The organism is Catenulispora sp. MAP12-49, from assembly GCF_041262705.1.
In the GTDB taxonomy this organism is placed as follows: domain Bacteria; phylum Actinomycetota; class Actinomycetes; order Streptomycetales; family Catenulisporaceae; genus Catenulispora.
Map to the genome: position 1 here is coordinate 204,569 of NZ_JBGCCP010000018.1, position 26,507 is coordinate 231,075.

26 protein-coding genes are annotated in these 26,507 nt (G+C 69.4%); 8 read left to right on the forward strand and 18 right to left on the reverse strand.

Features of this window, described 5'->3' with window-relative positions; genetic code table 11:
• Nucleotides 1–210: 210 nt before the first annotated feature.
• The 4 genes from ABIA35_RS29525 to ABIA35_RS29540 are packed head-to-tail and all read right to left on the reverse strand — an operon-like array spanning nt 211 to nt 4,394.
• A complete protein-coding gene (locus ABIA35_RS29525) occupies nt 211–1,044 on the reverse strand; it encodes a citrate/2-methylcitrate synthase (RefSeq protein ID WP_370342169.1) in 834 nt (277 codons plus the stop codon).
• Nucleotides 1,037–1,999, reverse strand: coding sequence for a CoA-transferase subunit beta (locus ABIA35_RS29530; protein WP_370342168.1), 963 nt, complete (start codon nt 1,997–1,999; stop codon nt 1,037–1,039). The genes ABIA35_RS29525 and ABIA35_RS29530 overlap by 8 nt, the downstream gene beginning before the upstream one ends.
• Nucleotides 2,000–2,013: 14 nt before the next feature.
• Complete coding sequence (locus ABIA35_RS29535) at nt 2,014–2,943, reverse strand: CoA transferase subunit A (protein ID WP_370342166.1); 930 nt, start codon at nt 2,941–2,943, stop codon at nt 2,014–2,016.
• Nucleotides 2,928–4,394, reverse strand: coding sequence for an aldehyde dehydrogenase (locus tag ABIA35_RS29540; protein WP_370342165.1), 1,467 nt, complete (start codon nt 4,392–4,394; stop codon nt 2,928–2,930). Before ABIA35_RS29540 ends, ABIA35_RS29535 begins: the two co-directional genes overlap by 16 nt.
• A gap of 339 nt (nt 4,395–4,733) precedes the next feature.
• Between ABIA35_RS29540 and ABIA35_RS29545 the strand changes: the two genes are divergently transcribed.
• The 4 genes from ABIA35_RS29545 to ABIA35_RS29560 all read left to right on the forward strand — a co-directional run bounded on the left by ABIA35_RS29545 (nt 4,734) and on the right by ABIA35_RS29560 (nt 8,956).
• Nucleotides 4,734–5,936, forward strand: coding sequence for a 2-aminoethylphosphonate ABC transporter substrate-binding protein (locus ABIA35_RS29545; protein WP_370342164.1), 1,203 nt, complete (start codon nt 4,734–4,736; stop codon nt 5,934–5,936).
• A 74-nt stretch (nt 5,937–6,010) separates the two neighbouring features.
• Nucleotides 6,011–7,237, forward strand: a complete 1,227-nt coding sequence (locus ABIA35_RS29550) for an ABC transporter ATP-binding protein (protein ID WP_370342163.1) — start codon at nt 6,011–6,013, stop codon at nt 7,235–7,237.
• Complete coding sequence (locus tag ABIA35_RS29555; RefSeq protein ID WP_370342162.1) at nt 7,234–8,175, forward strand: 2-aminoethylphosphonate ABC transporter permease subunit; 942 nt, start codon at nt 7,234–7,236, stop codon at nt 8,173–8,175. Before ABIA35_RS29550 ends, ABIA35_RS29555 begins: the two co-directional genes overlap by 4 nt.
• The gene (locus tag ABIA35_RS29560; protein ID WP_370342160.1) at nt 8,156–8,956 is read left to right on the forward strand and encodes an ABC transporter permease; all 801 of its coding nucleotides are present in this window, start codon (nt 8,156–8,158) and stop codon (nt 8,954–8,956) included. The genes ABIA35_RS29555 and ABIA35_RS29560 overlap by 20 nt, the downstream gene beginning before the upstream one ends.
• Nucleotides 8,957–9,014: 58 nt before the next feature.
• On the opposite strand, the gene ABIA35_RS29565 is transcribed toward ABIA35_RS29560, so the two are convergent.
• Together ABIA35_RS29565 and ABIA35_RS29570 are read right to left on the reverse strand one after the other, a co-directional pair.
• A complete protein-coding gene (locus tag ABIA35_RS29565) occupies nt 9,015–9,269 on the reverse strand; it encodes a hypothetical protein (RefSeq protein ID WP_370342159.1) in 255 nt (84 codons plus the stop codon).
• A complete protein-coding gene (locus ABIA35_RS29570; RefSeq protein ID WP_370342158.1) occupies nt 9,266–9,553 on the reverse strand; it encodes a hypothetical protein in 288 nt (95 codons plus the stop codon). The genes ABIA35_RS29565 and ABIA35_RS29570 overlap by 4 nt, the downstream gene beginning before the upstream one ends.
• 115 nt (nt 9,554–9,668) lie before the next feature.
• Here ABIA35_RS29570 and ABIA35_RS29575 point away from each other — a divergent pair, with 115 nt between their 5' ends.
• The 3 genes from ABIA35_RS29575 (at nt 9,669) to ABIA35_RS29585 (ending at nt 13,642) form a co-directional block, all read left to right on the forward strand.
• On the forward strand, nt 9,669–11,426 hold the full coding sequence (locus ABIA35_RS29575) for an acyl-CoA dehydrogenase family protein (protein ID WP_370342156.1): 1,758 nt from the start codon (nt 9,669–9,671) through the stop codon (nt 11,424–11,426).
• A gap of 29 nt (nt 11,427–11,455) precedes the next feature.
• The gene (locus tag ABIA35_RS29580) at nt 11,456–13,210 is read left to right on the forward strand and encodes an NAD-binding protein (RefSeq protein ID WP_370342155.1); all 1,755 of its coding nucleotides are present in this window, start codon (nt 11,456–11,458) and stop codon (nt 13,208–13,210) included.
• A gap of 174 nt (nt 13,211–13,384) precedes the next feature.
• A complete protein-coding gene (locus tag ABIA35_RS29585; protein ID WP_370342154.1) occupies nt 13,385–13,642 on the forward strand; it encodes a hypothetical protein in 258 nt (85 codons plus the stop codon).
• A gap of 30 nt (nt 13,643–13,672) precedes the next feature.
• On the opposite strand, the gene ABIA35_RS29590 is transcribed toward ABIA35_RS29585, so the two are convergent.
• On the reverse strand, nt 13,673–14,065 hold the full coding sequence (locus tag ABIA35_RS29590) for an SCO5389 family protein (protein ID WP_370342152.1): 393 nt from the start codon (nt 14,063–14,065) through the stop codon (nt 13,673–13,675).
• Nucleotides 14,066–14,147: 82 nt separating this feature from the next.
• Complete coding sequence (locus tag ABIA35_RS29595; RefSeq protein ID WP_370342151.1) at nt 14,148–14,972, reverse strand: LuxR C-terminal-related transcriptional regulator; 825 nt, start codon at nt 14,970–14,972, stop codon at nt 14,148–14,150.
• Nucleotides 14,973–15,025: 53 nt separating this feature from the next.
• Between ABIA35_RS29595 and ABIA35_RS29600 the strand changes: the two genes are divergently transcribed.
• Complete coding sequence (locus tag ABIA35_RS29600) at nt 15,026–15,871, forward strand: SDR family NAD(P)-dependent oxidoreductase (RefSeq protein ID WP_370342150.1); 846 nt, start codon at nt 15,026–15,028, stop codon at nt 15,869–15,871.
• A gap of 79 nt (nt 15,872–15,950) precedes the next feature.
• Here the strand turns inward: ABIA35_RS29600 and ABIA35_RS29605 are convergent, their stop codons facing one another.
• The 10 genes from ABIA35_RS29605 to ABIA35_RS29650 form a co-directional block, all read right to left on the reverse strand.
• Nucleotides 15,951–16,838, reverse strand: a complete 888-nt coding sequence (locus ABIA35_RS29605; protein ID WP_370342149.1) for a carbohydrate kinase family protein — start codon at nt 16,836–16,838, stop codon at nt 15,951–15,953.
• Nucleotides 16,839–16,907: 69 nt separating this feature from the next.
• Nucleotides 16,908–17,960 (reverse strand): LacI family DNA-binding transcriptional regulator, encoded by a 1,053-nt coding sequence (locus ABIA35_RS29610; RefSeq protein WP_370342147.1) that lies wholly within the window; start codon nt 17,958–17,960, stop codon nt 16,908–16,910.
• A gap of 26 nt (nt 17,961–17,986) precedes the next feature.
• Complete coding sequence (locus ABIA35_RS29615; RefSeq protein WP_370342145.1) at nt 17,987–19,645, reverse strand: glycoside hydrolase family 13 protein; 1,659 nt, start codon at nt 19,643–19,645, stop codon at nt 17,987–17,989.
• A 73-nt stretch (nt 19,646–19,718) separates the two neighbouring features.
• Nucleotides 19,719–20,645, reverse strand: coding sequence for a sugar ABC transporter permease (locus ABIA35_RS29620; RefSeq protein ID WP_370342144.1), 927 nt, complete (start codon nt 20,643–20,645; stop codon nt 19,719–19,721).
• A complete protein-coding gene (locus ABIA35_RS29625) occupies nt 20,642–21,577 on the reverse strand; it encodes a carbohydrate ABC transporter permease (protein ID WP_370342143.1) in 936 nt (311 codons plus the stop codon). Before ABIA35_RS29625 ends, ABIA35_RS29620 begins: the two co-directional genes overlap by 4 nt.
• A 132-nt stretch (nt 21,578–21,709) precedes the next feature.
• A complete protein-coding gene (locus ABIA35_RS29630; RefSeq protein WP_370342142.1) occupies nt 21,710–23,017 on the reverse strand; it encodes an extracellular solute-binding protein in 1,308 nt (435 codons plus the stop codon).
• Nucleotides 23,018–23,325: 308 nt separating this feature from the next.
• A complete protein-coding gene (locus tag ABIA35_RS29635) occupies nt 23,326–24,096 on the reverse strand; it encodes a TetR/AcrR family transcriptional regulator (RefSeq protein WP_370342140.1) in 771 nt (256 codons plus the stop codon).
• Complete coding sequence (locus ABIA35_RS29640) at nt 24,044–24,550, reverse strand: thiol-disulfide oxidoreductase DCC family protein (protein WP_370342138.1); 507 nt, start codon at nt 24,548–24,550, stop codon at nt 24,044–24,046. The genes ABIA35_RS29635 and ABIA35_RS29640 overlap by 53 nt, the downstream gene beginning before the upstream one ends.
• Nucleotides 24,550–24,951, reverse strand: a complete 402-nt coding sequence (locus ABIA35_RS29645; protein WP_370342137.1) for a hypothetical protein — start codon at nt 24,949–24,951, stop codon at nt 24,550–24,552. Before ABIA35_RS29645 ends, ABIA35_RS29640 begins: the two co-directional genes overlap by 1 nt.
• A gap of 455 nt (nt 24,952–25,406) precedes the next feature.
• Entirely contained in the window at nt 25,407–26,459 is a 1,053-nt protein-coding gene (locus ABIA35_RS29650; RefSeq protein WP_370360005.1) for a reverse transcriptase domain-containing protein, read from the reverse strand.
• Between the last annotated feature and the right edge of the window lie 48 nt (nt 26,460–26,507).

Genomic DNA, 26,507 nt, shown 5'->3' on the forward strand with positions numbered 1-26,507 from the left:
TAGGAAAATGCCTATGAGCCTCAGCCCAACCGAGACCGGCCCTCACGGCGCGCACCAGCAGCGTGAGCGCAGGCTCCACACCCCACGCTGCCTGCTTGCCATCAGCGTGAGCACACGCCCACGCCCACGCCCACGCTGCTACTGCTGCTGCTGCTGCTAATGCCACCAAGCAAGCAATAGATCGGCCGCAACCACCCGACCAGCCGCCCCCTACTCCCCAAACCCCACCGGCAGCCCCCGGTCCGCCGGACCGTCGTACCAGTCCGGCCCCTGCATCTGCAGCGACAGCGGCTGCACCATGTCGGAGTTCTCCGAGGCGCGCCAGCCCTTCTCGCGCGTGGACTCCTCGATCGAGTGCGCGCACAGGGACAGGGAGCGCGCGGTGATGAACATGGCCTTCATCTCCAGCGGCGAGTAGCCGGCGTCCAGGCCGATGCAGCCCATCGCGCCGGGGCCGTTGATCCACAGGCGGCGTCCGAAGACGGGCTCGGTGGCGTCCTCCATGGCCCGCGCGATGGCCACGTACTTCCCGCTGATGCCCCACTTGTCGCTCAGCTCCAGCAGGCGCACGGTGCGCGGGTCGCGGATGTGCTGCGCGTGGTGGTAGCCGGGCATGTTCTCGCGGCGGGCGCGCATCTCCTGGACGGTCAGCGCGGCCGCCTGCTCGATCGAGATGCCCTCGTCCTCGGCGCGCTTCTCCACCCCGATGTACATGTTCGCCGGGCGGTCGGCGGTGCCGTGCAGGCGGCCGATCGCCGCGACGCCGGCGGAGACCGCTCCGTTGAGTTCGGCGCCGCCGGAGGTGGCGAAGCGGACGGTCGCCGACGAGGGCGACATCGCGTGCTCGGCCAGCGAGACCATCATGGCGTTGGTGATCTTCGCCTGCGCCTCGGTCGGCAGCTCGCCCTTGAGCACCAGGAACAGCATCTGGCCGAAGTCCAGGTTGCCGGTGAGCTCGTTGACGTCGTAGCCGCGGACCACGATCCGGTCGCGGTTCTTCCACGCGATGTTGGACTTCCAGTGGAAGGGGGTCTTCTCAGCCATCGATGTTTCCGTTCTTCAGTCGCTCTGGGCTGTGTCGTTCTGGGCTGTGCCGCTCTGGGCTGTGTCGCTCAGGGCTGTGTCGCTCAGGGAAATAGCGGGCTTCGGGATCGAGCACCTCGCGCAGCAGCGCCAGGTGCTCGAAGGAGGGGGCGGCGACCACCGCCAGCTGGTCGGCCACCCGCGGCGTGAAGCCGGTGTTCGCCAGCACGTCCTCGACCGTGGCGCCGGGCATCAGCGCGGTGACGGTCAGCTCGCCGACCGTGTCGTCGCCCTCCAGCACGCACAGGTCGGTGACCACCTTGACCCGCACCGGGTTCAGCCCGGCCCGCCGTCGGGCGCCGGGACCGTCCAGGAAGCCGGGCGAGGTGACGTAGTCGCAGCGTTCCGGGAAGCGGCGCTTCTCGTGGCTGGTGAGCACCACGATCGTGGCGCAGTGGGACGCGATGTCGTTGGCCCCGCCGCTGCCGGGCAGCCGCACCCGGCCGCTGCCGCGCTCGATCCAGGTGGAGTTGATGTTCGCGCGCGCGTCGATCTGCGCGCCGCCCAGGAACCCGGTGGCCACCAGGCCGCGCTGCACGAAGCCGCCGAGCGACTCGATCAGCGAGCCCAGCTTGCTCGGCGCGTGCATGATCCGCGGGTCCACCACCGACAACGGTGTGGGCACCACCTTCGGGAACACGACCCCTGATTCGATCAGCAGCCGCGCGCTGGGCGCGTGCGTGCGCTGCGCCACCAGGCCGGCCAGCAGCGGCAGCCCGGTGCCGGCGATCACGCAGTCGCCGTCGGCGATCTGCCGCGCGCCCTCGAACACCAGCAGTTCGCGCGGCAGCGCGCAGACATCGCCGCTGACGTCCCGGCCGACATCGCCGCTGACGTCCCGGCCGATGCCGCCGCCGACATCGCCGCCGACGTCCCGGCCAACGTCGCGGCCGGCGTCGCCTCCGATGGCGCTCACAGGTCCGGTCACGGTCACAACAGGCTCCGCATCTGCTCGGCCATCGCGGCCCGCGCCGACCCGCCCGGGTCGGCGGCGGCCAGATAGGCGTCGAAATCGGCGTGCGCCGCGACGTTTTCGGCGAGGAACGCCCGCGGGCCCTCGTCGCCGGCCTTGGCGCTCTTCTGGTAGCCGTCGATCTCGGATTCGTAGTAGTCGTACTTGCGATAGACGCTGGTCGGCCAGGCGCCCCAGGGCTGCTCCACGACCGCGCTGACATACGCGCCGGAGATGGTGACGCGCTCGGGCTGGTCGTCGAACGCCCCGGCCGGCAGCGCCTCCTCCACCGACACGATCACGTGCCGCGAGGCCCGCACCATGTCCACCTCGTGGCTCGTCACGCCGTCGATGACCACGTTGCCGTCGGCGTCGGCGGCGTTGGCGTGGATCAGCGACACGTCCGGGGTGCAGGCGCGCACCAGGACCACCGGCTCGCCGCTCCACGGATCGGCGGTGACCACCGCGTCCTGTTCGGCGACGAGGCGCTCGAGCACCGAGGAGCCCAGCAGCGAGCGCACCGGCATGAACGGCAGCCCCATCGCGCCGGCCAGGAACCGGGAGGCCATCGACAGATGCGAGTAGTCGCGCACCTCGATCCGGTTCGCCTCCACGGCCCGCCGCCAGCTGAACAGCGTGCCGAACTTCTCCAGGTTGCCGCTGCCCTGCTCGGTGCGGGCCACGAGCCCGGCGGCGACCAGGTGGTCCAGCGGCAGCGAGAGGTTGCAGCCGACGACCGTCAGGTCGCCGATGTCCTGCCGCACCACCTCGTGCACCAGCGCCATCGGGCAGCGGTTGATGTTCTGCCCGCCCAGGCCCAGCACCGCGCCGGGCTCGACGAAGGCCTGCACCGCCTCGGCGGCGCTCATCACCCGCGCCTGGCCCAGCGGACTCAGAAGCTGATGCACGCCGACCGCCATTCGGTGTAGAAGTCCCAGACCTCCGGCGAGCACTCCGGCGCGCCGTAGTGCGACTGCTTGGCCCCCATGTGCGGCAGGTGCGCGTACGCGCCGACGCCGGGGCGGTTGACGTGCAGCATGCCGGCCTCGAAGCGCTCCAAGGCCTCGAAGATGTGCGCCGGATTCTGCGTGAAGATGGTGCCGGACATGCCGTACTTCACGGAGTTGGAGATGCGCATGGCGTCCTCGAAGCCGTCGCAGTCGATGACCGACAGCACCGGCCCGAAGATCTCCTCCTGCGCGATCTCGCAGTCCCACGGGACGTCGCGCAGCACCGTCGGCTGGACGTAGTAGCCCTCCGGGACGCCGTCGGTGTGCCGGCGACCGCCGACCGCGACCTTCGCCCCGACTTCCTGGGCCTTGGTGATCGCGTCCAGGCAGGCGGTCATCCGGTCCTCGTTGACGACCGGGCAGACGTCCGCGTCCGGATCGAAGGGGCTCCCCACCTTCAGGGCCGCCACCTTCGCGACGACCTTCTCCAGCAAGGCCTCCTTCACCGCGACGTCGACCACCACCCGGGAGGTCGCCGAGCACCGCTGCCCGGCCTGCCCGAACGCCCCGAACACGATCGCCGCGGCGGCCTTGTCCAGATCGGCGTCGGCCAGCACCAGCACCGCGTTCTTGCCGCCGAGCTCCAGCTGCGTCTTCATCAGCCGGCCGGCGCCGGCGATGTGGATCGCGCGCCCCACCGGCAGCGAGCCGGTGAAGGAGATGCCGGCCACGCGCGGGTCGTTCGTCAGCGCCTCGCCCGGCTCCCGGTCGCCCTGCACCAGGTTCAGCACGCCGTCGGGGACCCCGGCGTCGGCGAAGGCCTGCACCAGCAGCGCCGCGGAGTAGGGGGTGAACGGCGAGGGCTTCAGGACGCTGGTGCATCCGGCCACCAGCGCCGGCGCGACCTTCCAGATCGGGATGGTCAGCGGGAAGTTCCACGGCGTGATCAGCCCGACCACGCCGATCGGCTGCCGGAACGTCATCGCGACGGTCCGCGGCTCCTCGGCCGGCGTGGTGTACCCGTTGAGCCGGCGGCCCTCGCCGGCGGTGAAGTCCAGGATCGCCATCCCGCGCCGGACCTCGCCCAGCGCCTCCTTGTAGAGCTTGCCCTGCTCCCGGCTGATCGCCCGGGCGAACTCGTCCTCGCGCTCGCCGATGATCCGCTCCGCCTTGCGCACGTACTCGGCGCGCTTGATCGGCCCGAGGGCCCGCCAGGCCGGCAGGGCGGCCTCGGCGGCGTCCACCGCGCGCACCGCGTCGGCGGCCGTGGAGTCGGCGAAGCGGCCGAGCACGTCGGAGGTGTCGCCGGGACTCACGTCGGCCCGGGTGCCGCCGGCCGCGGCCGGGCCCCAGACCCCGCCGACGAAATTGCCGAGGTGGTCGGGGCGGACAGGGAGATGATCAACCATGGTTCCTACCTTGGGATAGGCGCGGGCATCCGCCAAGACCGCTCTTCCGCATGGAAGTGATAGCGGCACGCTATGCGGCGGCGAACGCATCGAAGCACATCAGCGAGCAATTGGATGAACAGTGCGTTAACCCCGGGGTGACCTGTCGTACCTGCCTGCGGCAAGGCCTTCCGCTATAGCCGCCATAGCCGGTACGGCGGTTGGCGGCTTATGTGCGCGAGGGAAAACTGCGGTTCACGGAGCACCTGCGACGACCACTCGGAAATCACCTTTCGGTCACTTGCAGACCTTGGCTCTGGGTCACGCTGTCCATGGAGATTCCCCTAGAAGGGTTCGTCAATGTCGCACGTACTGTCCCGCCCGCGCATCCGCCGCGCCGGCGCCCTGATCGCCGTCGGCGGCCTGGCACTGACCGGGCTGACGGCCTGTGCCTCCTCCAAGAGCTCCTCCGCGGCTGCTGCCACCGGCGGCAGCACCGCCACCTCCGCCGCGGCCGCGGCCACCTCCTGCCCGGCGCTCGGCGCCGCCGCGCCCACCGCACCGGCCAAGGCCGACGGCTCCGGCGGGCAGGTGACCATCTACAGCGCCGACGGTCTGTACGACACCAAGGACGACAACAACTGGTACAACCAGGAATTCAAGAAGTTCACAGCCCTGACCGGCATCCACGTGAACTACTCCGAGGACGGCTCCGGCGGCGTGGAGACCAAGGTCGACTCCGAGAAGTCGAACCCGAAGGCCGACGTCATCGTCACCCTGCCGCCCTTCATCCAGAAGGCCGAGGCCTCCGGCCTGCTCCAGCCCTACGCCCCGGCGTGCGTCGACAAGGTCGACCCCTCGCTGGTGGACAAGAACGGCGAGTGGGAGGCGGTGATGGGCAACTACCTGTCCTTCATCTACAACACCAAGGCGCTGCCGGACGGCCCGCCCAAGACCTGGAACGACCTGCTGGACCCGAAGTTCGCCAAGAAGCTCCAGTACTCCACGCCCGGCGTGGCCGGCGACGGCACCGCGGTGATGATCGCGGCGATCCACGCCTTCGGCGACGACCGCGACTCGGCGTGGGACTTCTTCAAGAAGCTCCAGTCCAACAACGTCGGCCCGTCCAAGTCCACCGGCGCCCTGGAGAGCAAGGTCAACACCGGCGACCTGCTGGTGGCCAACGGCGACGTACAGATGAACTACGTCGACAGCACGACGCAGTACCCGAACAACAAGATCTTCTTCCCGGCCGGCAACGACGGCAAGCCCAGCACCTTCTCCCTGCCCTACATGGCCGGCCTGGTCAAGGGCGCGCCGAACGCCGGCAACGGCAAGAAGCTGATCGACTTCCTGCTCTCGGAGACCGCGCAGCTGGACGCCTCCAAGGTGGCCTACGGCTTCCCGGCCCGCACCGACATCAAGCCCACCGACGACCACTACACCGCCCTGAACACGCTGATGCAGGGCGTGACCGTGTTCCCGGTGGACTGGAACCAGGTCGCGCAGAACTACAACAGCGACGTGAAGGCCTGGGACGCCGCGACCGGCACCCCGAGCTGAGCGCGCCAGCAACCGTTTCCGCACTGCTTTTCTCGACTGTATTTCTCGACTGTTTTTCTTGAGCAGGAGTCAGCATGGCCGCCACCGAAGCCGACCCATCGGCCCGACGATCAGCACCCAGATCCGGAGGCATCCGCTTCGACGACGTGACAGTCGCCTACAACGGAACCGTCGTGCTCGACTCCTTCACGCTGGACGTCGCCCCCGGCGAGGTGGTCGCGCTGCTCGGGCCTTCGGGCTCGGGCAAGACCACCGCGCTGCGGGCGGTCGCGGGCTTCGTCCGGCCCGTGTCCGGCCGCGTGCACGCCGGCGGCCGCGACGTCACCGACCTGCCGCCGTACAAGCGCGGCCTGGGCATGGTGGTGCAGCAGTACGCGCTGTTCCCGCACATGCGCGTGGAGCAGAACGTCGCCTTCGGGCTGAAGGCACAGAAAGTCTCCAAGTCTGAGATCCCCGGCCGCGTGGCCGAGGCCCTGCGCATGACCGGCATGGCCCAGTACGCCAAGCGCTACCCGCGCGAGCTGTCCGGCGGTCAGCAGCAGCGCGTGGCGATCGCGCGGGCGTTGGCCATCGAACCCTCGGTCCTGCTGCTGGACGAGCCGCTGTCGGCGCTGGACGCACAGCTGCGCAGCGGAATGCTCGCGGAACTGGCGCGCCTGCACCGCGAACTGCCGGATGTCAGCATCCTGTATGTCACGCACGACCAGATCGAGGCCCTGACCCTGGCCGACCGCATCGCGGTGATGAACGAGGCGAGGCTGGTCGAGGTCGGCACGGCCCGGGAGCTGTACAAGCGGCCCGGAACGGAGTTCGCGGCCGGCTTCGTGGGCAACTCGAACCTGCTGCCGGTGACCGTGACGGAGTGTGCGCCGCACGAGGACGGTTCGTTCCGGGCCAGCGTACGGATCGCAGAGGGGACGGATCCGGTACTGGCCACCTGCGCCGAGCCGGCGGGGGCCGGGGAGCAGCGAACGCTGTGTCTGCGGCCGCATTTCCTGGGCCTGGCCGCCGCCGAGCACCACGACAACGCGTTCAGCGGGACGGTGACCGAGGTGCAGTGGCGAGGCTCGGCGCACCGGATCTTCACCGACGTGCACGGCCACGAGGTGCGTTTGGACACCAACGAGCTGCGGAATCCGCCGGTGATCGGTGACGAGGTGTGGTTGCACTTCTCGGCCGAGGACGCGGTGCTGATTCCGGCTGGCGCGACCGGCTCGCCGAGCGCCGCTCCGGCCTCGAACGCCGGCGGACCGGCCGACGCCGCTCCAGTCCCCGCTCCGGCCGATGGCGGCGCCCGATGACCGCCGTCACCGAACTCCCTCCCGCCTCGCCGGTGACGCCCGGCAACCGCGGCGCGGCGCTCGCCAACAAGCCCCGCCGCTCCGCCGCCTGGCTCTGGTCCACTCCCCCGGTCCTGTTGCTCGGCGCGGCTTTCCTGTATCCGCTCTACCTCGTGGTCAAGCAGGCGATCGAGGGCAGCCCGCCGGATCCGAGCAATCCCTTCAAGGTGACCACGTCCTTCTCCGACACCCTGAAGGACCCGGGAACTCGGACCGTCATCAAGAACACGATCCAGATGGCCGTCTACTCCACGGCCGGCTGCCTCGTCCTGGGCTTCCTGCTCGCGCTGATCATCGCGTTCGTGCCGTTCCCCGGCGCGAAGGCGGTGTCGCGCTTCATCGACGTGTTCCTGTCGTTCCCGTCGTTCCTGATCACCGTGTCGATCATGTTCCTGTACGGCCGGGTCGGCATGGTGAACCACATCGCCGCCTCGCTGACCGGCGGGCGGCACGACACCCCGATCAACTTCGTCGAGTACTCGCCGTGGGGCATCTGGCTGGCAGAGCTGATCTACTTCACGCCGTTCGTGATGCGGCCGCTGCTGACCTCGTTCTCGCAGATCGACACCGGGCAGCTGGAGGTCGCCGCCTCGCTCGGGGCCCGGGCCGGCCGCGTCGTCGTGCAGGTGATCCTGCCCGAGGCGCTGCCCGCGCTGTTCGCCGGCGGCTCGCTGGTGCTGATGCTGACGATGAACGAGTACGGCATCGTCTCCTTCACCGGCGCCAAGTACCAGACGCTCCCGGTGCTGATCGAGAACTTCGCCAAGGAGCAGACCAACTACGCCGGGGCGTGCGCCCTGGCCGTCATCAACATCGTGCTGTCGCTGGCGCTGTTCACCGGCTACCGCGTCCTGCTCGCCCGGATGTCTGGAGGCCGCCGTGCTGCTGTACACGCGTAGATCGCAGAGGATCGCCTGGGCGGTCTTCGGGTTCTTCTTCCTGCTGCTGTTCGGGCTGCCGTTCGGCGTGCTGGTCCTGGCGGCCTTCACCCGGCAGTGGAACGGCGCCTTCCCCTCCTCCTACACGTTCTCCAACATCACCGCGGCCTTCCACACCGACCCGCTCGACGGCCTGGAGACCTCGCTGATCACCGCGCTGCTGTCCAGCGTGATCGCGCTGGTGGTCGGGACGTGGGCGGCCCTGGCCCTGAACGCGGTCCACAACCGCGTCGGCAAGACGCTGGTCCAGACGGTGTTCATGCTGCCGATCGCGGTCCCGTCGGTCGTCGTCGGCCTGGCGCTGCTGGTCGCGTTCTCGCAGGGTCCGGTGCTGCTGAACGGCACCAACACCATCGTGGTGATGGCGCACGCGATCCTGGTGACGGCCTACGCCTTCCAGCAGGTCTCGGCGGCGGTGACGCGCCTGGACCCGGCGTTCGAACAAGCAGCGGCCTCGCTCGGCGCGCGGCCGTACTACACGCTGCTGCGGGTGAAGCTGCCGCTGCTGCTGCCGGCGCTGACCGGCTCGCTGGCGCTGTGCTTCGCGCTGTCGATGGGCGAACTCGGCGCCACGGCGATGGTGTACTCGGCCGACTGGACGACGCTGCCGCTGCGCATCTACGCGCTGGACGACCGCGGGCACCAGTTCGTCGCGGCAGCGGTGACCGCGGTGATGATGACGATCACCTTGGCGGTGCTGCTGGTGTTCTCGCGGATTCGGACACGCGCGAACTATCGGTGACTTCGGCGGAAGGAACCGAGGGCCCGGGTCGCCACCGGGCCCTCGGAGCTCCTTCCTGCTACTGCACGTACGTAACGCTGATGATCGTGACTACGCGGGCTTTCTCATCGATCTGATATTCGATGAGCCCTATGTCGCCAACCGCCCAAGCGCGCCTGATGACTCCATCAGATGTTTGCTTGGGGACGCCGCCCTGCCCGTACGGGGCATCGACGATGTCGAAACACGCCAACGTGAACAGTTCATGCGGAACCTCGGGCAATGTGGCGATGATCTCAGTCGCCACCATCTCGAAGACCAGGCTGTACCTCATGCTGCTTGTTGGTGCCGCTCCCGCTCCCAGCGCTCCCGCAAGCCGGGGAACGCTTCATCGACGGGGATGCCGTGACCGGTTGCGAGGCTCCGGTTCGACCGGAAATCCTCTAGCCGGCCCGCCTTGTTCAGGACGGCGATCATGAACCAGTATTTGAACGTCTCCGGAAGTTCGTCGATGAGGGCCGCCTCGATGGCCGCGTTGAACTCGGCGACCTCATCCTCCGGCAGGGCCTCTCGGACCGCCGCGATCGTGCGGGGTAGACGGACCGTGTACTGAGCCATCTTTCTTCCCTTTCTTGCCGATCCGCAGCCACCTCCACTGTGACACCCGCAACACCCCCGTGTCGCCCTCATGCGGCACCGCACCAGGAAAGTTACCCGCTGGTAGCATTCCCTCATGACTTCAGACCCGGCCGCGCTGTTCAACCCGCGCACCCTCGACTTCTCGCGCTTCGACGAGGAGACCCAGCGGCTGCTCACGGCCGTCGTCGACTGGTTCGAGGGGCGCGGCAAGCGGCGCCTGCTCGCCGAGGACCTGGACCGGGTCTGGTACGCCGACTTCCTGGAGTTCGCCGCGAAGGAGAAGCTCTTCGCGACCTTCCAGACCCCCGCGACCGACGCCTTCGGCCCGGCCGCACCGGCGCAGCGGTGGGACACCGCGCGCAATGCCGCGCTGAGCGAGATCCTCGGGTTCTACGGGCTGCCGTACTGGTACACCTGGCAGGTCACCGTGCTGGGCCTCGGGCCGGTGTGGATGTCGGAGAACGCCGCCGCGCGTGAGCGGGCCGCGCGGCTGCTCGACGAGGGCCATGTCTTCGCGTTCGGCCTGTCGGAGAAGGAGCACGGGGCCGACGTCTACTCGACCGACATGATCCTCACCCCGGACGGGGACGGCGGCTACACCGCCACCGGCGGCAAGTACTACATCGGCAACGGCAACGTGGCCGGGCTGGTCTCCGTCTTCGGGCGCCGGGCCGACGTCGAGGGGCCCGACGGCTACGTCTTCTTCGCCGTGGACAGCCGGCACGAGAAGTTCGAGCTGGTGCAGAACGTCGTCGACTCGCAGATGTTCGTCAGCGAGTTCAAGCTGCACGGGTACCCGGTCACCGAGGCCGACATCCTGCACGCCGGCGCCGACGCGTTCAGCGCCGCGCTGAACACCGTCAACGTCGGCAAGTTCAACCTGTGCACGGCCTCGGTGGGCATCGCGGAGCACTCGTTCTACGAGGCCATCACGCACGCCCACAACCGCATCCTGTACGGCCACCCGGTCACCGACTTCGGCCACGTGCGCGCCTCCTTCGCCGACGCCTACGCGCGCCTGGTCGCCATGAAGCTGTTCAGCGCCCGCGCGGTCGACTACTTCCGGACCGCGAACGCCGAGGACCGGCGCTACCTGCTGTTCAACCCGATCACCAAGATGAAGGTGACCTCCGAGGGCGAGCGCGTCGTGGACCTGCTCTGGGACGTGATCGCGGCCCGCGGGTTCGAGAAGGACACCTACTTCAACGGCGCCACGCACTACATCAGGGCCCTGCCGAAGCTGGAGGGCACGGTGCACGTGAACCTCGCGCTGGTGCTGAAGTTCATGCCGAACTATCTACGCGTCTTTGACGGCATTGAGCACAGCGCGCCGCAGGACTACCCCGAGGTCCCGACGCGCTCCGACGCCGCCGACGACTCCTTCCTGTTCCAGCAGGGTCCGGCGCGCGGGCTGGGCAAGGTGCGCTTCCACGACTGGCGTGCCGCGTACCGCGAGGCGGCCGGCGTGCCGAACGTCGCGCGGTTCACCGAGCAGGCCGAGGCGCTGACGCAGTTCCTGGCGACCTGCCCGCCGGACGACGCGCAGCAGAAGGACCTGGACTTCCTGCTCAACGTCGGGCACCTGTTCACGCTCGTGGTCTACGGCCAGCTGGTGCTGGAGCAGGCGCGGCTGACCGGGCTGGAGGAGGAGGTCGTGGACCAGATCTTCGACTTCCTGGTCCGCGACTTCTCCGAGTACGCCGTCGCCCTGCACGGCAAGGCGTCCTCGACGCCCGAGCAGCAGGCGTGGGCGCTGGGCGCAGTGCGCAAGCCGGTGGTGGACGAGGCGCGGTTCGGCCGGATGTGGGACCGGGTGGCGGCTTTGTCCGGCGCTTACGAGATGCGCCCCTAAAGTTCACCGGAGCCCTCTACCATCCCCGCATGGGGGACTTGTTCATCGTGGTAGGGGGCAACGCTCTCGCCAACCGGCTCACCGTCGAGTTGACCAGGCAGTACGGCGTCCGGACGGCGGCCATCGTGCCCGCCCAGGAGACGCCGTACACCATCCAGATAGCCAAGGTGCTCGGCGCGGAGAACACGATCGCCGACGCCTACGTGTCCGAGGAGGCCCTGCGCCAGGCCGGGATCGACCAGGCGCAGGCCATCGCGTTCGTCGACGGCGACGACCGGACCAACATCCACGCCGCCATGCGCGCCGCGGCCCTGCGCCCCGGTATCAGGGTCGTGATCCGGATGTTCAACCAGCGGCTCGGCGTCCACATCGCGCAGCTGGTGGACAACTGCACGGTGCTGTCGGCCTCGGCCACCGCCGCGCCGGCGTTCGTCAACGCGGCCCTGCAGCGCCCGCAGTCGGTCAGCGCCGGGGGCCGGGCGCTGCGGGTGGCCATCGGCGCGGACATCGACATGCGGCAGACGCCGTTCCTGATCGCCGACGGCATAGACCGGGACCGGCAGTCCGAGATCGAGGTGCTGCCGGTGGCGGCGGCGCGCAGCCGCACCCAGGAGTGGATGCTGCTGCAGGAGCGCTCGCCCCGGCACGCGGCGTTGCAGTTCCTGGACGTCACCGACATGGTCGTGCAAGGGAACGTATACAAAGCTTCACCTGCGGCGCGGCTGCTGTGGCGCGCGTCGGACACGCTGAAGTTCTTCACCAGCGCCAAGCTGCGCACCATCCTGATGGCCGCGGTGGCCACGCTGGCGGTGTCGTTCACCGGGATCTGGCTGCTGGCGCGGCCGTTCGGCTGGGCTTTGTACGAGTCCCTGCTCGACGTCGCCGGGTCCGCGGTCCCGGACACCTACGGCCAGCCGAGCTCGGTCGGCGGGAACCTCCAGCGGTTGTTCCAGGTGGCGATCACGCTGTCCGGCATCGTCCTGATGCCGGTGGTGACCGCGGTGTTCGTGGAGAGCACCGCGACCCGGCGCAACGTGCGCACCCGGCAGCCGAGCACCGGCCTTCGCGGGCACGTGGTGGTGGTGGGCCTGGGCAACGCCGGAACCCGGGTCACGGCGCTGTTCCGCGAGCTCGGCGTGCCGGTGGTGGGCATCGAGCGCGACGCCGACGCCCGCGGGATCGCGGCGGCGCGCGGTCTGGACGTCCCGGCGGTGGTCGGCGACCGGCCGATCGACGACGCCCTGCGCCGCGCCCAGATCGGCCGGGCCCGCGCGGTCGTGGCGGTCACCGGCGACGACGTGACCAACCTGGAGGCGGCGCTGGAGGCCCGGGCCATCAACCCCGAGGTGCGGGTGGTGGTGCGGCTGTTCGACGACGACTTCGCCTCGCACGTCTACAAGGAGTTCGGCAACACCGCCTCCCGCTCGGTGTCCTACCTCGCCGCCCCGGCCTTCGCCGCCGCGATGATGGGGCGCGAGGTACTGGGGACGCTGTCGGTGTATCGCAAGGTCCTGCTGATCGCCGAGGTCGCGGTCGAGGCCGCCTCCGAACTGGCCGGGCAGGAGCAGCGCGGCCTGGACAAGCCGGGCCTGACGCGGGTCCTGGCGGTGCGGCGGGCCGGGAGCACGACGTTCGACTGGTCGGGGGCCGACCGCGGCCGCAAGCTCGCGGCCGGCGACCGGCTGATCCTGGCGGCCACGCGGGCCGGTTTCGGCGCTCTGGCAGGGCGCGTCGGAGACGGGAATGAGGGGAATACGGAAGCGGAGCAGGAATCAGGAGACTGAGGCTGAGGCTGACAAGGAAGGAACACGACTGTGAGCGAGAGCCTGGGAGGCGGAACGGATTCCGGCGTTGAGGGGTTCGCCCCGCCGGACGGTGGTTTCGCTCCCGTAGGGCGCTCGGTTCAGCAGATGTATCCCGTGTATCCCAGCTGTACCAGCGGCTACTACGGGCCGCCGATGCTTCGGAAGCAGACCAGCGGTCTCGCGGTCACCGGCATGGTGCTCGGGATTCTCAGCCTGCTGCTGTTCTGGGCGTCGCTGCTGGCGCCGTTGCTCGCGATCCTGGGGATCGTCTTCAGCCTGACCGGGATATCGCAGGGTTCCAAGCCCGGCTGGACCGGTACGGGGATGGCCGTCGCCGGCCTGGTGTGCTCTCTGCTCACCGCGGCGATCTGGGTCATGTTGGCGGTCATCCTGGCCACCCTCATCGCCTGACCCGTTCGGCCATCCCCGAGGCGTCGGTCCTCAGCAGTCCCGGAACTCCGGCGACTGGTTCAGGATCTGCGACCGCTCCGACGTGAAACGCCGGTACGCCTCCGAGTCGGCGGCCTCCGGACGGAACACCGCGACGCGGTGGCAGTTCTGGAAGGCGAGCTTCACCGCGAAGCGCCGTTCCAGGCTGCCGCGGATGGAATCGGAGGCGAGAGCGCGCAGGAGTTGGCCGCGCTCGGCCTCGGACGGGGCGATCTGGTTGTCCGCGAACTGCTTGGCGGGGTCGGCGTGCAGTTCCGCGGCGAGCTTCTCGACCATGGTGTGGGCGTACGGGAGCGAGGCCGCGACGGTGTCGGCGAACGCGGTCTGGTCCACCTCTCCGGCCTCGGCCTGCTCGAGCAGGCGGGGTGCGACGTCCAGGGACATGCTGGGGCTTCCTCTCTCGAAAATGAATGTCGTTTTCAAAAGAAGGATAGACCGGGGCCGGGAACCGGGGCCCGCGCTTTCGTCAGCTCGGCGTGTCGCGCGCGGTGAACAGCACCGCGAGCTGGGTCCGGCTGCCGCAAGAGGTGGCGGCCAGGACGCGCGTCAGGTGCTTCTTCACGGTGTCCACGCCGATGAACAGCCGCGCGGCGATCTGCCGGTTGGTCAGCCCCTGCGCGGCGAGGTCCGCGACGTCCCACTCCCGGGGCGTCAGGTCCCAGTCGCCCCGCGTCGCCTCGCGCGCCCGGTGCCGCGCCAGCTGCTCGGCGGCCAGCGGGGCCAGATGCCGGCGCAGCACGTGGAGCACGGCGAGATCGCGGTCGGGGACGCGGGCCGCCCCCGCCGCCTGTACCGGCGCCGGCACCGGCACGGCGAGGCCGACCCAGAGCACCCCGGACGGCGCGGCGTCGATGAGCATCGCGGCCTTGTCGGCGATCCCGCGCGGCAGCAGGAACTCGTCCCGGAAGCGGGAGCCCTCGGCGACATCGGTCAGCCGCACCACGCCGATCTCGCCCAGCCGCCGCAGGAAGCCCTCGTCGCGGAACGGGTCGCGCCGCTCCCAGCCCTCGGCGTCATACGTGCGCAGGAACTCGGCCGAATAGCCGGCCAGCACCCCGCAGCCGCTCTCGACGGCCTCGGCCGCGGTGTCGCCGTGCAACACCGTCACGCCGTTGTAGCCGAACCAGCTCTGCAACGCCGTGACCAGCCGCTCCCGGAACTCGGCCAGATCCCCGGCGCGGTCCACGGCCTCCACCACCCCGACCACCCGCCGGTAGTCCTCCGGGCTGAGCGGCTCCGCGGTGGGCAGGGGACGGGGACGCGGCGCGGGGCCGGGCAGCGCGATGGTCACGCTTCCGATGTTCCACCTTCGGGCCATACCGCGGCCACCCGGGCCGTCCCAAGATGGACACCATGACAGACGCAATCCGCACCCCCCGCCGCTGGTTCATCACCGGAGCCAACAGCGGTTTCGGCTTCGCCCTGGTCCACGCCGCCCTGGCCGCCGGCGACGAGGTGGTCGCCGCCGTCCGACGCCCGGAGACGATGGCCGAGCTGGCGGCGGCCTCCGCCGGACGCGTATCAGTGGTCGAACTCGATGTGAGCAAGCACGAGCACCTCGCCGCCGCCGTGGAAGCCGCGGGCCGCGTCGACGTCCTGGTGAACAACGCCGGCTTCGGCATCGTCGGCGCCATCGAGGAGACCAGCGAGGCCGAACTCCGCAACACCATGGAAGTGATGTTCTTCGCCCCGCTCGAACTGACCCGCCTGGTCCTGCCGCAGATGCGGGCCCGCCGCAGCGGCACTGTCGTCCAGCTGACCAGCATGGGCGGCATGCTCTCCTTCCCCGGCGTCGGCGCCTACAGCGCCGCGAAGGGCGCCCTGGAACTGGCCAGCGAGGCCCTGGCCGCCGAGGTGGCGCCGCTGGGGATCAAGGTCCTGATCGTCGAACCGGGCGCCTTCCGCACCGGCTTCGCCGCCCCGGCCGCTCTCCAGGCGGTGGACGCGCGCATCGCGGACTACGACCCCACCGCCGGCGCGACGCGCGACGGCCTGCCGACCAGCCACGGCGCGCAGGAAGGCGACCCGGCGAAGGCCGCCGCGGCGGTGCTGGACGTGCTGGAGTGGAAGGAGCCGCCGCTGCGCCTCGCGCTGGGGAACGACGCGGTGGACGCGATCCGCGGGAAGCTGGCGGCGGTCGGCGCCGATCTGGACGCGACCGAGCACCTCGGGCGGGCCATGACGGCGTGAGGCAGGGTTCTGTCTCAGGTCAGATCTGCATCAGCACTGAATTTGTATCAGCACAGTTCTGCTTCAGCACTGATCTGCATCAACACAGATCGGTCTCAGTCGCGAACCGCTCCGCCGTCCCGTGGACTGTGCAGGCGAAGGCCCCGGCCAGCAGCCCGCGCCGCATGCACTCCTCCACCGGCACCCCGCGCAGCACCCCGGACATGAACCCGCTCACGAACGCGTCCCCGGCTCCGTTGCTGTCCACAACGGGGGCCGGCGGGGTGACGGCCGGGAAGTGCCGGATCCCGTCCGGCAACGCCAGGTACGCACCGCGCGCGCCGTCGGTGGCGACGACGGTCCGGGCGCGGCCACGGGCCAGCACCTCGGTCAGCACCGCGTCGCGGCGCTCGCCGAGGTTCGCGGCGCTCATGAAGACGTGGTCGGCCGCGTAGGCGAAGTCCTTGTGGTGGTCGGCGACGCCGTCCCAGTCGTGCAGGTCCGTGGAGATCGTCGCCGTGTGGCGCAGGGCCACTGGCAGGACGTGCCGCGCGTGACCGGTGATGCAGACGTGCACATGCCGCGTCCGGGCGAGCCAGCCCTCGTAGAAGTCCTCCGGCAGCCGCTGCCCCGGCACGCCGCGCGGGTCATAGAACGACATGCGCCGTCCGTCGGCCGACACCAGGTTCACCGCGCGGGTGGTGCCGGCGGCCGACGGGAGCCAGGAGAAGTCCAGCTTCTCCTCGTCGAAGCGGCGCCGCACCAGATCGCCGAAGGTGTCCTCGCCGAGGAAGTCCACGAACTTCACCCGCAGGCCCAACGCTCTTGTTCCGAGCGCCACGGCCGTCCCGGTGTGCGCGACGTAGGACTCGATCGGGTCCACCATCAGCGAGTCCGCGTACGGCAGCGGCAGGTCCGGGACGCGGACGATCGTGTCGATCCCCGCGCCGCCGACCACCATGACATCGAACTCAGCATCCTGTGACATCGCGAAGCACCCCGCCCTCGGTGGTTGGCCTCAGTGACCTCAGTGACCTCAGTGACCTGAGTGACCTGCCTACCGCCGCACCCGCGGCCCCGACCCCGTCGATCCGCGCACCACCAACTCCGGCGCGAACACGAACTCCGTGTGCGGCGCGTGGCCGCCGCCGACCTCCTCCAGCAGCGCCCGCACCGCGGCCGCGCCCATGGCGGCGACCGGCTGGCGCACCGTGGTCAGCGGTGGGTCGGTGTACGGGATCAGCGGCGAGTCGTCGTACCCGACCACCGAGATGTCGCCGGGGACGGCCATGCCGCGGGCGCGCACCTCGGCGATGGCGCCGAGGGCCATCATGTCCGAGGCGCAGACGATCCCGGTGCAGCCCTTGTCCAGCAGCTTCGCCGCCGCCGCGCGGCCGCCCTCGAAGCCGTACAGCGAGTACTCCACGAACTCCTCGGGGTTCGAAACCCCCAGCGTGTCGCGCAGCGCCGCCGTGAATCCCTCTATCTTGCGGATCACCGGGACGTAGCGCTTCGGGCCGACCGCCAGGCCGATGCGCTCGTGGCCCAGGTCGGCCAGGTGGTTCACCGACAGCCGGGCCGCCAGGGCGTCGTCCGGGGAGATGAAGGGCGCCGCGATGCCCTCGGCGAATCCGTTGATCAGGACGAACGGCACGCCCCGGTCCGACAGCCGGTGGTACCGGTCGCGCGAGGCGGTGGTGTCGGCGTGCAGGCCGGAGGCGAACACGATGCCGGCCACGCCGTGCTCGATCAAGAGCTCCACCAGGTCGTCCTCGGTGGCGCCGCCGGGCGAGACCGTCGCCAGCACCGGCGTGTAGCCGTGGTGGGTCAGGGCCCGCTCCACGGCCTGGGCCATCGCCGGGAAGATGGGGTTGTCCAGCTCCGGGATGATCAGCCCGATGAGCGCCGCGGTCCGCTGGCGCAGCCGGGTCGGCCGCTCGTAGCCCATGACGTCCAGCGCCGCCAACACCGCCTGCCGGGTGGCCGCGGCCACCCCCGGTTTGCCGTTCAGCACGCGGCTCACCGTCGCCTCGCTCACCTTCGCCTGCGCGGCGATGTCCGCGAGTCGTGCGGTGGAAGGCAGTGCGGCGTTGTCCGTCATGGCGCCCATTCTTTCGCTCCCCGTCCTGGAAAATGCTAGATCCGCCACCAGGCGGCCGAGTCGGCGGGCAATGTCGTGCTGCCGGCGGCGGCCGGCACTTCGGTGGAAGCCAGGAGCAACGTGCCCGGAACGGGCAGCGTCGCCGGCACGGATCCGGTGTTCACCGTGCAGACGAACCCGTCTCCGCGCCGGAACATCAGCACGCCGTCGGGCGCGGGCAGCCACACCAGGGTCGTGTCGTCGGTCTCGGCCCCGAGCTCCGGCAGCCGGCGGCGCAGCTCGAGCGCCGAGCGGTACAGCTCCAGCATCGAGGCGGGATCGCCGGACTCTGCTTCGGCGGACAGCTCGCCCCAGGACGCCGGCGCCGGCAGCCACGAGGCCGTCGAGCCCCGGGGCCCGAAGCCGTAGGTCGGCGCCTCGCCGGTCCACGGCAGCGGCACGCGGCAGCCGTCCCGGCCCTTCGAGGGGTCGCCGGACTGGATGCCCTGCGGGTCCACCAGGAACTCGACCGGGATGTCGAGCACCTCCGGCAGCCCGAGCTCCTCGCCCTGGTACATGTACGCCGATCCCGGCAGCGCCAGAATCAGCAGCGCCGCGGCCCGGGCCCGCGCCAGGCCCACGGCGCCGCCGCCATAGCGGGTGACGTGCCGCTTCATGTCATGGTTCGACAACACCCACGTCGAGGGCGCGCCGACCGAGCCGGCGGTGGCCAGCGAGTGGTCGATGGCGGTCCGCAGGGAGGCGGCCTCGAAGGGCCGGCCCAGGAAGTCGAAGTTGAAGGCCTGGTGCAGCTCGTCCGGCCGGACGTAGTTCGCCAGCCGCTCCGGGGTCGGGGCCCACGCCTCGGCCACGCCGATGCGCTCGCCGTCGTAGGAGTCCAGCAGCAGCCGCCAGGAGCGGTAGATCTCGTGCACGCCGTCCTGGTCGAAGAACGGCAGGACCGCGTTGCCGATCATCTCGACGTGGTCGGCGTGCCCGACGTCCGGCAGGCCCGGCGCCTTGACCATGCCGTGCGCGACGTCGATGCGGAAGCCGTCGACGCCCAGGTCCAGCCAGAAGCGCAGGACGTCCAGGAACTCCGAGCGCACCTCGTCCAGGTCCCAGTTCAGGTCCGGCTGCGCGGGGGCGAACAGGTGCAGGTACCACTGGCCCGGCGTGCCGTCGGGGTTCACGGTCCGGGTCCAGGCCGGGCCGCCGAAGACCGACTCCCAGTCGTTCGGCGGGAGTTCGCCGTGCTCGCCGCGGCCCTCGCGGAAGATGTAGCGGTCGCGGGCGGCGCTCCCCTCCGGCGCCGCCAGTGCTTCCACGAACCAGGCGTGCCGGTCCGAGGTGTGGTTGGGGACCAGGTCGACGATGATGCGCAGGCCCCGGGCGTGCGCGTCGGTCAGCAGGTCCTTGAAGTCGCCCAGGTTCCCGAAGACCGGGTCCACGGCGCGGTAGTCGGCGACGTCGTACCCGAAGTCGGCCATCGGCGAGGAGAAGAACGGCGTGATCCACAGCGCGTCCACGCCGAGGTCGGCCAGGTACGGCAGCCGGGAGCGGATGCCCGGCAGGTCGCCGACCCCGTCCCCGTTGGAGTCGGCGAACGAGCGGATGTAGACCTGGTAGATCACCGCGTCGCGCCACCAGTCCGTGCGCCGGGCGCCGGATTCGGCCGGCCTGCCGGCTTCGACGGCGAGTGTCTCGGTTGTCATGAACTCACGTGCCCCAGATTTTGTCGAACGCAGAGATAGTCGAACGCAGAGATAGTCGAACGGTGTGCGCGCATCAGCCCTTGGCGCTGCCGGAGGTCAGGCCGGCCACCAGGTTGCGCTGGACGAGCAGGAACATCACGCCGGCCGGGATCGCGATCAGCACCGACGCCGCGGTCATCAGGCCCCATTGGTCGGTGTACTGCGAGACGAAGGTCCGCAGGCCCACGGCCAGCGTGTACTTGTCCGTGCTCTGCATGAACGTGTTGGCGAAGGCCACCTCGGCCCACGCGGTGAGGAAGGAGTAGAAGGCGACGACGGCCAGCCCCGGCCGGGCCAGCGGGAGCACCAGGCGCCAGAAGGTGCCGAACGGCGAGAGCCCGTCGACCTTGCCGGCCTCGTCGATGTCGATCGGGATGGTGTCGAAGTAGCCCTTGAGCATCCACGCGCAGTACGGCACCGCGGTGGTGCAGTACACGAGGATCAGCCCGGCGAAGGAGTTCACCAGGTGCAGCTTGGACATGATGTTGTACAGCGGCACGATCAGCACCGCGACCGGGAACATCTGGACCACCAGCAGCAGCCACATCGTGGCGCGGAAGCCCGGGAAGCGCATGCGGGAGACGGCGTAGCCGCACGTGGCCGCGATGAACACGCCCAGGACCATGGTGCCCAGCGAGATGATCAGCGAGTTGCGGAACCAGGTGAGGAAGTCGGTGTCGTTCAGCACCTGGGTGTAGTTGCCGAAGTTCAGGTGGCTGAAGTCGCCCGGGTGGGCCCACTGGCCGTTGCCGGTCTTCAGCGAGGTCAGCGCGACCCAGGCGATCGGGAACACCGCTATGAAGGACGCGGCGATCAGCGTGGCGTGGATCGCGATCGACGCCAGCGGCGAGCGCTTGGAGCGCGAATACCTGGCCCGCGACTCGGCGGCCGCGGTACCACGACCGCGCTCGGCGGACTTCACGGACCCGGTGGGCTTCACGGACTCGGTGGCGGCGCTCATGCCTGCACCTCCAGCTTGGCCTGCGAGCGGCGGTAGACGGTGGCGAACACGAGCAGCATCGACAGGATCACCACGCCGTAGGAGGCGGCCTCGGCGTACTGCCGGATGTTCGCGAACGCGATCTGGTAGGCGTGGGTGACCAGGATGTCGGTGGACCCGGCCGGTCCCCCGCCGGTGACCAGGAAGATGACGTCGAACTTGTTGAAGGTCCAGATCACGCCGAGCAGCGTCACGGTCATCATCACCGGCCGCAGTCCCGGCATGGTGACCATCCGGAAGCGCTGCCAGGCGGTGGCGCCGTCCATCTCGGCGGCCTCGTAGAGCTCCTTGGGGATGGTCTGCAGCCCGCCGAGGAAGGAGACCATCATGAACGGCACGCCCAACCAGACGTTCACCGCGATCACCGCGATCTTCGCCGAGGTCGGCTGGGCCAGCCACTGCACGCCGTGCATCCCGAAGAACTTCAGCACGGAGTTGAACACGCCGTTGTCGTTGTAGAGCAGGCGCCAGGCGAAGGCCGCCACGAAGCCGGGGATCGCCCACGGCAGGATCAGCATCAGCCGGTAGCCGCCGCGGAACCGGATCTTGCGGTTCAACAGCACCGCCAGCCCCAGGCCGATGGTGATGTGCAGGAAGACGTTGACGAAGGTCCAGATCAGCGTCCACGTCAGGGTGCTGTAGAAGTGCCCGTCGCTGCCGGACAGGATGTCCCAGTAGTTGTGCAGGCCCACCGACTTGTAGCTCGGCGGGATGTGGTTCACGCCGATGTCGTGGCCGATGTTGGACTCGTCGGCGTTGGTGGTCGACAGGTACAGGCCCCAGACGAAGGGGTAGCCGACCAGGACCAGCATCACGATGACGACCGGGGCCGCCATGGCCCAGCCGTACCAGTATTTGTCGAACGAGCGGCCCAAGCTCTTGAGTGGACGCATTTCTATCCTTCGGACTTCGGACCCTGTCGTGCCGTCATGGCTCGCCGTCATGGCTCGCCGTCAAGGAGGTGAGCCGCGCGGGAACCGAGACCCTCACACCCCGGTTCCCGGCGCGGCCGGCTTATGCGGACCTCAGCTCTTGCTGAAATCCGGCAGGATCTGCGCGAACTGCGTCGCGGCGTCGTTCAGTCCGTCCTGGGCCGACTTCTGGCCGCCGAGGATGGCCTGGTAGTCGGTGTCCAGCGGGGTGAACAGGTCCGAGGCGCCGGGGACCGGCGGGCGGCCGACGGCGCTCTTGAGCGGACCCTCGAACGCCGAGAGGATCTTGTTGTTGGCGACCTGCGGGTCGGAGTAGGCCGAGGTGCGGGTCGGCAGCACGTTGTTCTTGGCCGCGATGGTCGCCTGGTTCTGCGCGTCGTTCAGGAAGGCGACGAACAGGTAGGTGGCGTCGAGGTTCTTCGAGCCCGCGTAGACCACCAGGTTGTGGCCGCCGACCGGGGCGCCGGCCTTGACCGAGCCGGCCGGGACGGTGGCGATGCCCAGGTTGTCGGCGTTGGAGAACGCCGAGCCCTTCAGGTCGTCGGAGGTGGACCACGGGCCGTTGATGACCATGGCGGCCTTGCCGTCCTTGAAGGCGGTCTGCATGTTGCTGTAGCCGTCCTTGGTCACGTCGGTGACCGCGGCGCCGGACTTGATCAGGTCCTGGGCGATGCCCACGGCCTTGAGCGCGGTGGCGTCGTTGACCGTGATCTTCTTGGCCGAGGCGTCGATGATGTCGCCGCCCTCGCCGTAGATGAAGGGCAGCAGGTAGTAGGACGCGGCGTCCAGGAAGGTGCCGTCCACCCCGGTCTTGGCCTTGATCTGCAGGCTGTCGGTCTTCAGCTCGTCCCAGGTCTTCGGCGGGGTGGTGATGCCGGCCTTGGCGAGCAGGTCCTTGTTGTACAGCAGCGTCAGCGTGTCGGTGACCTGCGGCACGCCGTAGATCTTGCCGTTGTAGTGGTCCGAGGCGAACGGCCCGGGCATGTAGTCGGAGTCGTCCTGGAGCGCCGGCGTGCCGTCCAGCGGCTGCAGGTAGCCCAACTGCGCGAAGGCCGGCGTCCAGCCGACGTCGGCGCGCAGCACGTCCGGGGCACCGCTGCCGGACTGCGCGGCGGTCTTGAACTTGTCCTTGGCGTCCGCGAACGGGACGTTGACGTAGTTCACCTTGATGTTCGGGTACTTGGCCTCGAACGCCTTGATGATCGGCTGGTAGCTCGGCGCCTCGTTGGTGGCGTCAGAGGTGTCCCACCAGGTGACCGTGCCCTTCACCGAGGCCGGGTCCTTGGCGGCGGCCGAGGAACCGCCAGACGACTTGCTGCTGCTGCAAGCACTTGCAGCAAGCGCCAGCGCCACAACCGCCGCGATCCCGGCGCCGCGCTTGACCGACATGCTCCGTCGCATCGAAGACTCCTTGAGGGGACAGCCGCTGCCATCTGCGCGGCGTGGGTCCCGACGGTAGCAACGAGCACGAGCCGGTGAAAGACCTTGCAGCAAGATTCTTGCAACTTGCGGATAACGATGCGGCAACACGGGCTTCACACAAGGCGGAGGGGCACAGGGCGGAAGCGCTCCGCAGCGCTTCCAGCAAGTTTCAGTGACCGCAGTCGCTTCGGCGGCTTCAGGCTTCGGTGACTTCAGCGACTTCGGACTTCAGCCGCTTCGGATTTCAGCGGCTTCGTCGGCATCGGACTTGAGCGGCTTCAGCGGCTTCAGTGCGACAGCTCGGCGTCGTCTTCCCCGGGCAGCAGGAAGTCCCGCATCAGCTTGTCGGCCTCGCGGAAGAGCGGCCGCACCACCTTGAAGCGGCTCAGGCCGATCACCCGGGCCACCATCGGCGAGGTCCGGTCGACCAGTTCCCGGGTGCGCCGGGCGCCGGGCGAGCGGTCGTAGGTCCAGAACAACACGATCGCCATGTGGTGCATCCACAGCAGGTCGGGCAGGTTCTCGGCGATCTCGCGGTCGTACTTGGCGGTGGACCCCGTCACCACGCGGCGGTGCACGTCGATCACCTTGTCCCGGGTCGGCTTCGACTCCGGGGAGAAGGGGCTCAGCGGGGAGTTGGGGTCCACCGCGTTCTTGACGAACTGGCTCGCGAACGCGCGGTAGGGCTCGGCGACGTCGATCCAGGTGTGCAGATCGACGGACAGGCGCTTGGCCAGGTCGCGGTGCGGGCGCATGGCGGCCAGGGCCTGGTCGACGTGGAGCTCGGAGACCTCGTCGTAGAAGGCCTGGATCATGTGGTCCTTGGAGGCGAAGTAGTAGTAGGCGTTGCCGACCGAGACACCCGCCTCCTTCGCGATGGCCCGCATGGTGGTCTTCTCATAGCCGTCGCGTTCGAACAGCCGGAGAGCGGTGTCGAGGATCAGGGCCTTGCGCTCGTCGCCGCGGGAGGTGGTGTTCTCCACGCGGTCGCGGGCCGCCCCGATGTCACCATCGGAACGTCCCTCCTGTCCCTCTTGTCCCTCTCGGGGCTCGCCCATACTCTCGTCGTCCTCCATCCGGTCCCGGAGCCCGCGCGTCGCAGGACCCGTCGGCGCAGCCGGCGGCGGACCCGGCGTCCGCCAAGGACGCCCGCAGCCGCGCCGCCACCAGCACCGCGGCACGGGCCAGGGGCCGGCCGGCCGGGGTCGCGAGGCGGTAGGCGAGGCCACGGTGCTTGGCCAGCGCCCACAGGCACGCTATCCAAGCCGCGTCCCCGGCGAAAACCTGGCCGCCGTCCCCGACGACCGTGATCTCCGCGAGGGTGGCGTCGTGATCCAGCCCCGGGAACCGCCGCCGGGCCGCCGGCGACCCGGCCGGCACGAACGTCAGCGGGACCAACTGCCGCTGCCGTTCCAGCCACCCGCGCACCGCACGGCACAGCCGGCAGTCGGCGTCGTAGAGCACGGTCAGGCCGCGCACAGGGTGCGCGGCCCGCGGAACGACCGGTCCCATCACAGACCCGTCTCGAGCAGGTAGTCGGTCGGCGGAACCGGCGGAACCCCATGGTCGCGCCGACTGTTGGACCGCAGCTTGTTGAGCACGAAGACGTTCCCCAGATGCATGCCGCCGAGCACCAGCAGCACCACCCCCTCCTTGACCGACAGCCCCTCGAAGACCTGCCGCGCGTTGTCCGCGGTGGCCCCGGTCTTCAGGTACAGGCTGACGAACCCCAGGTTCACCAGGTAGAACCCGACGACCAGCAGATGGTTCACGGCGTCCGCCAACTGCTCGGCCCCCGGGAAGACCTGGGCCAGGAACACCCTGCCGGCCTTGCTGAGCGTCCGGGCCACCCAGACGGTGAGTACGACGCTGATGCACAGGTAGATGACGTACGACCAGACGGTCAGGTCCATCGTTCCCCTCCAAGTTGAACACGTTCAACTTCTGATGACACGAGAACCGTAGCACGGACTTGAACGTGTTCAAGTCCGGGGTCGGGGCTGCGCCGACGGCTGATGGTCTGGGCGAGTGGTGCGGTCTACTGCGACAGTCAAAGGCGACAGTCAAGAACGCCTCCGGCGGCGCCTGGGCCTGCGCGGCGGTGACGTGGCGGGCGTGAGGTCCTCCGGTCGACGAAGCGACGGGGAATCCGGGACAAAGGCGACCACAAGCAACAACCGCCGCCGGACAGCGCCGCCCCCATCCCCGGAGAGAGCGCCGCTCGCCGCGAAGGCGCACCGCCCGACCACCGCGCCCCAGCGAAGCCGTCTTCAACCCGCGCGAGTCGGGTCGCCCCGGGCGTCTCAGCCCGGGGCTCCCACAGAACCGTGCGTAACAGTCTCCCGTTACACGGCTCTTGTCGTTCTGGTCACCAGACAGCCGGGAGCTTGTTGACCCAGGCCCAGTGGGCGAAGAACCTCGGCCGTAGTTTCACGGCCTGCTGCCACTGAGCTTGAGCTTTCTTGCGGCCCTGCAGCCGTTTGTACTTGTTGCGGGACCACCTCATCAGGTAGGCGTTGATGCGGGCCAGGAGGGGATACAGTGCGGAGCGGTAGAACGCCCCGTAATACTGCATCCAGCCTCGCACGACTGGATTGATCAGCCGCGCGAGGTCGTGTTCGGAGGCCAGGGTGCGCCGGTGGAGCCGCCAAGCTCGCACCCGTGCCCCCATCTTCTTCAAGGCGTCTTTGCTGACCGCCGGGTTGAAGCCGGTGAACATGACCCCGTCCTTCAGCCGCACCCCCCGCGCCCGAAAAGTGAACCCCAGGAACGTGAACTCGGTGTGGTCGTACGTTCCACGCCGTGACCCGTCCTTGCAGTAGACAATCCGGGTCTTGTCCGGATGCAACTCCAGTCCGACCTGGGCCATCCGCTCATGCAACGCCGCCAGGACCTGCCGGGCCTGGTGCTCGGTGCGGCAGTGCAGCACCGCATCATCGGCGTAACGTTCGAACCGCACCGCCGGGTACTCCCGGGCCAGCCAGGCATCGAACGCGTAGTGCATGAACAGGTTCGCCAACACCGGGGAGATCGCCGAACCCTGCGGAGTCCCACGATCTCGGTCAACCAACGACCCGCTGGGCAGCACCAGCGGCGCAGCCAGCCACCGCTTCACATACAGCACCACCCACGCAAGGTCACAGTGCACCTGGACCGCTTTGACGATCAGGTCCCACGGCACCGAATCGAAGAATCGCCGGATGTCGATCTCGACCACCCAGTCGAACTCCCAGCACCGCACCCGACAAACCCCGACCGCATCCAGCGCCGAGCGACGCGGCCGATAACCGAAAGAATCCGGATGGAAAATCGGCTCCACCCTGGACTCCAACTCCATCGCCGCCACCGTCTGTGCCACCCGATCAGCCACAGTCGGGACGGAGACGGCACACTGCCACGTCGTCCAGGCAGCATTCGGGATGGCTGACGGTGACCCAACGGTTCCACCCGCTGGTCGGGCGCCGGGTCG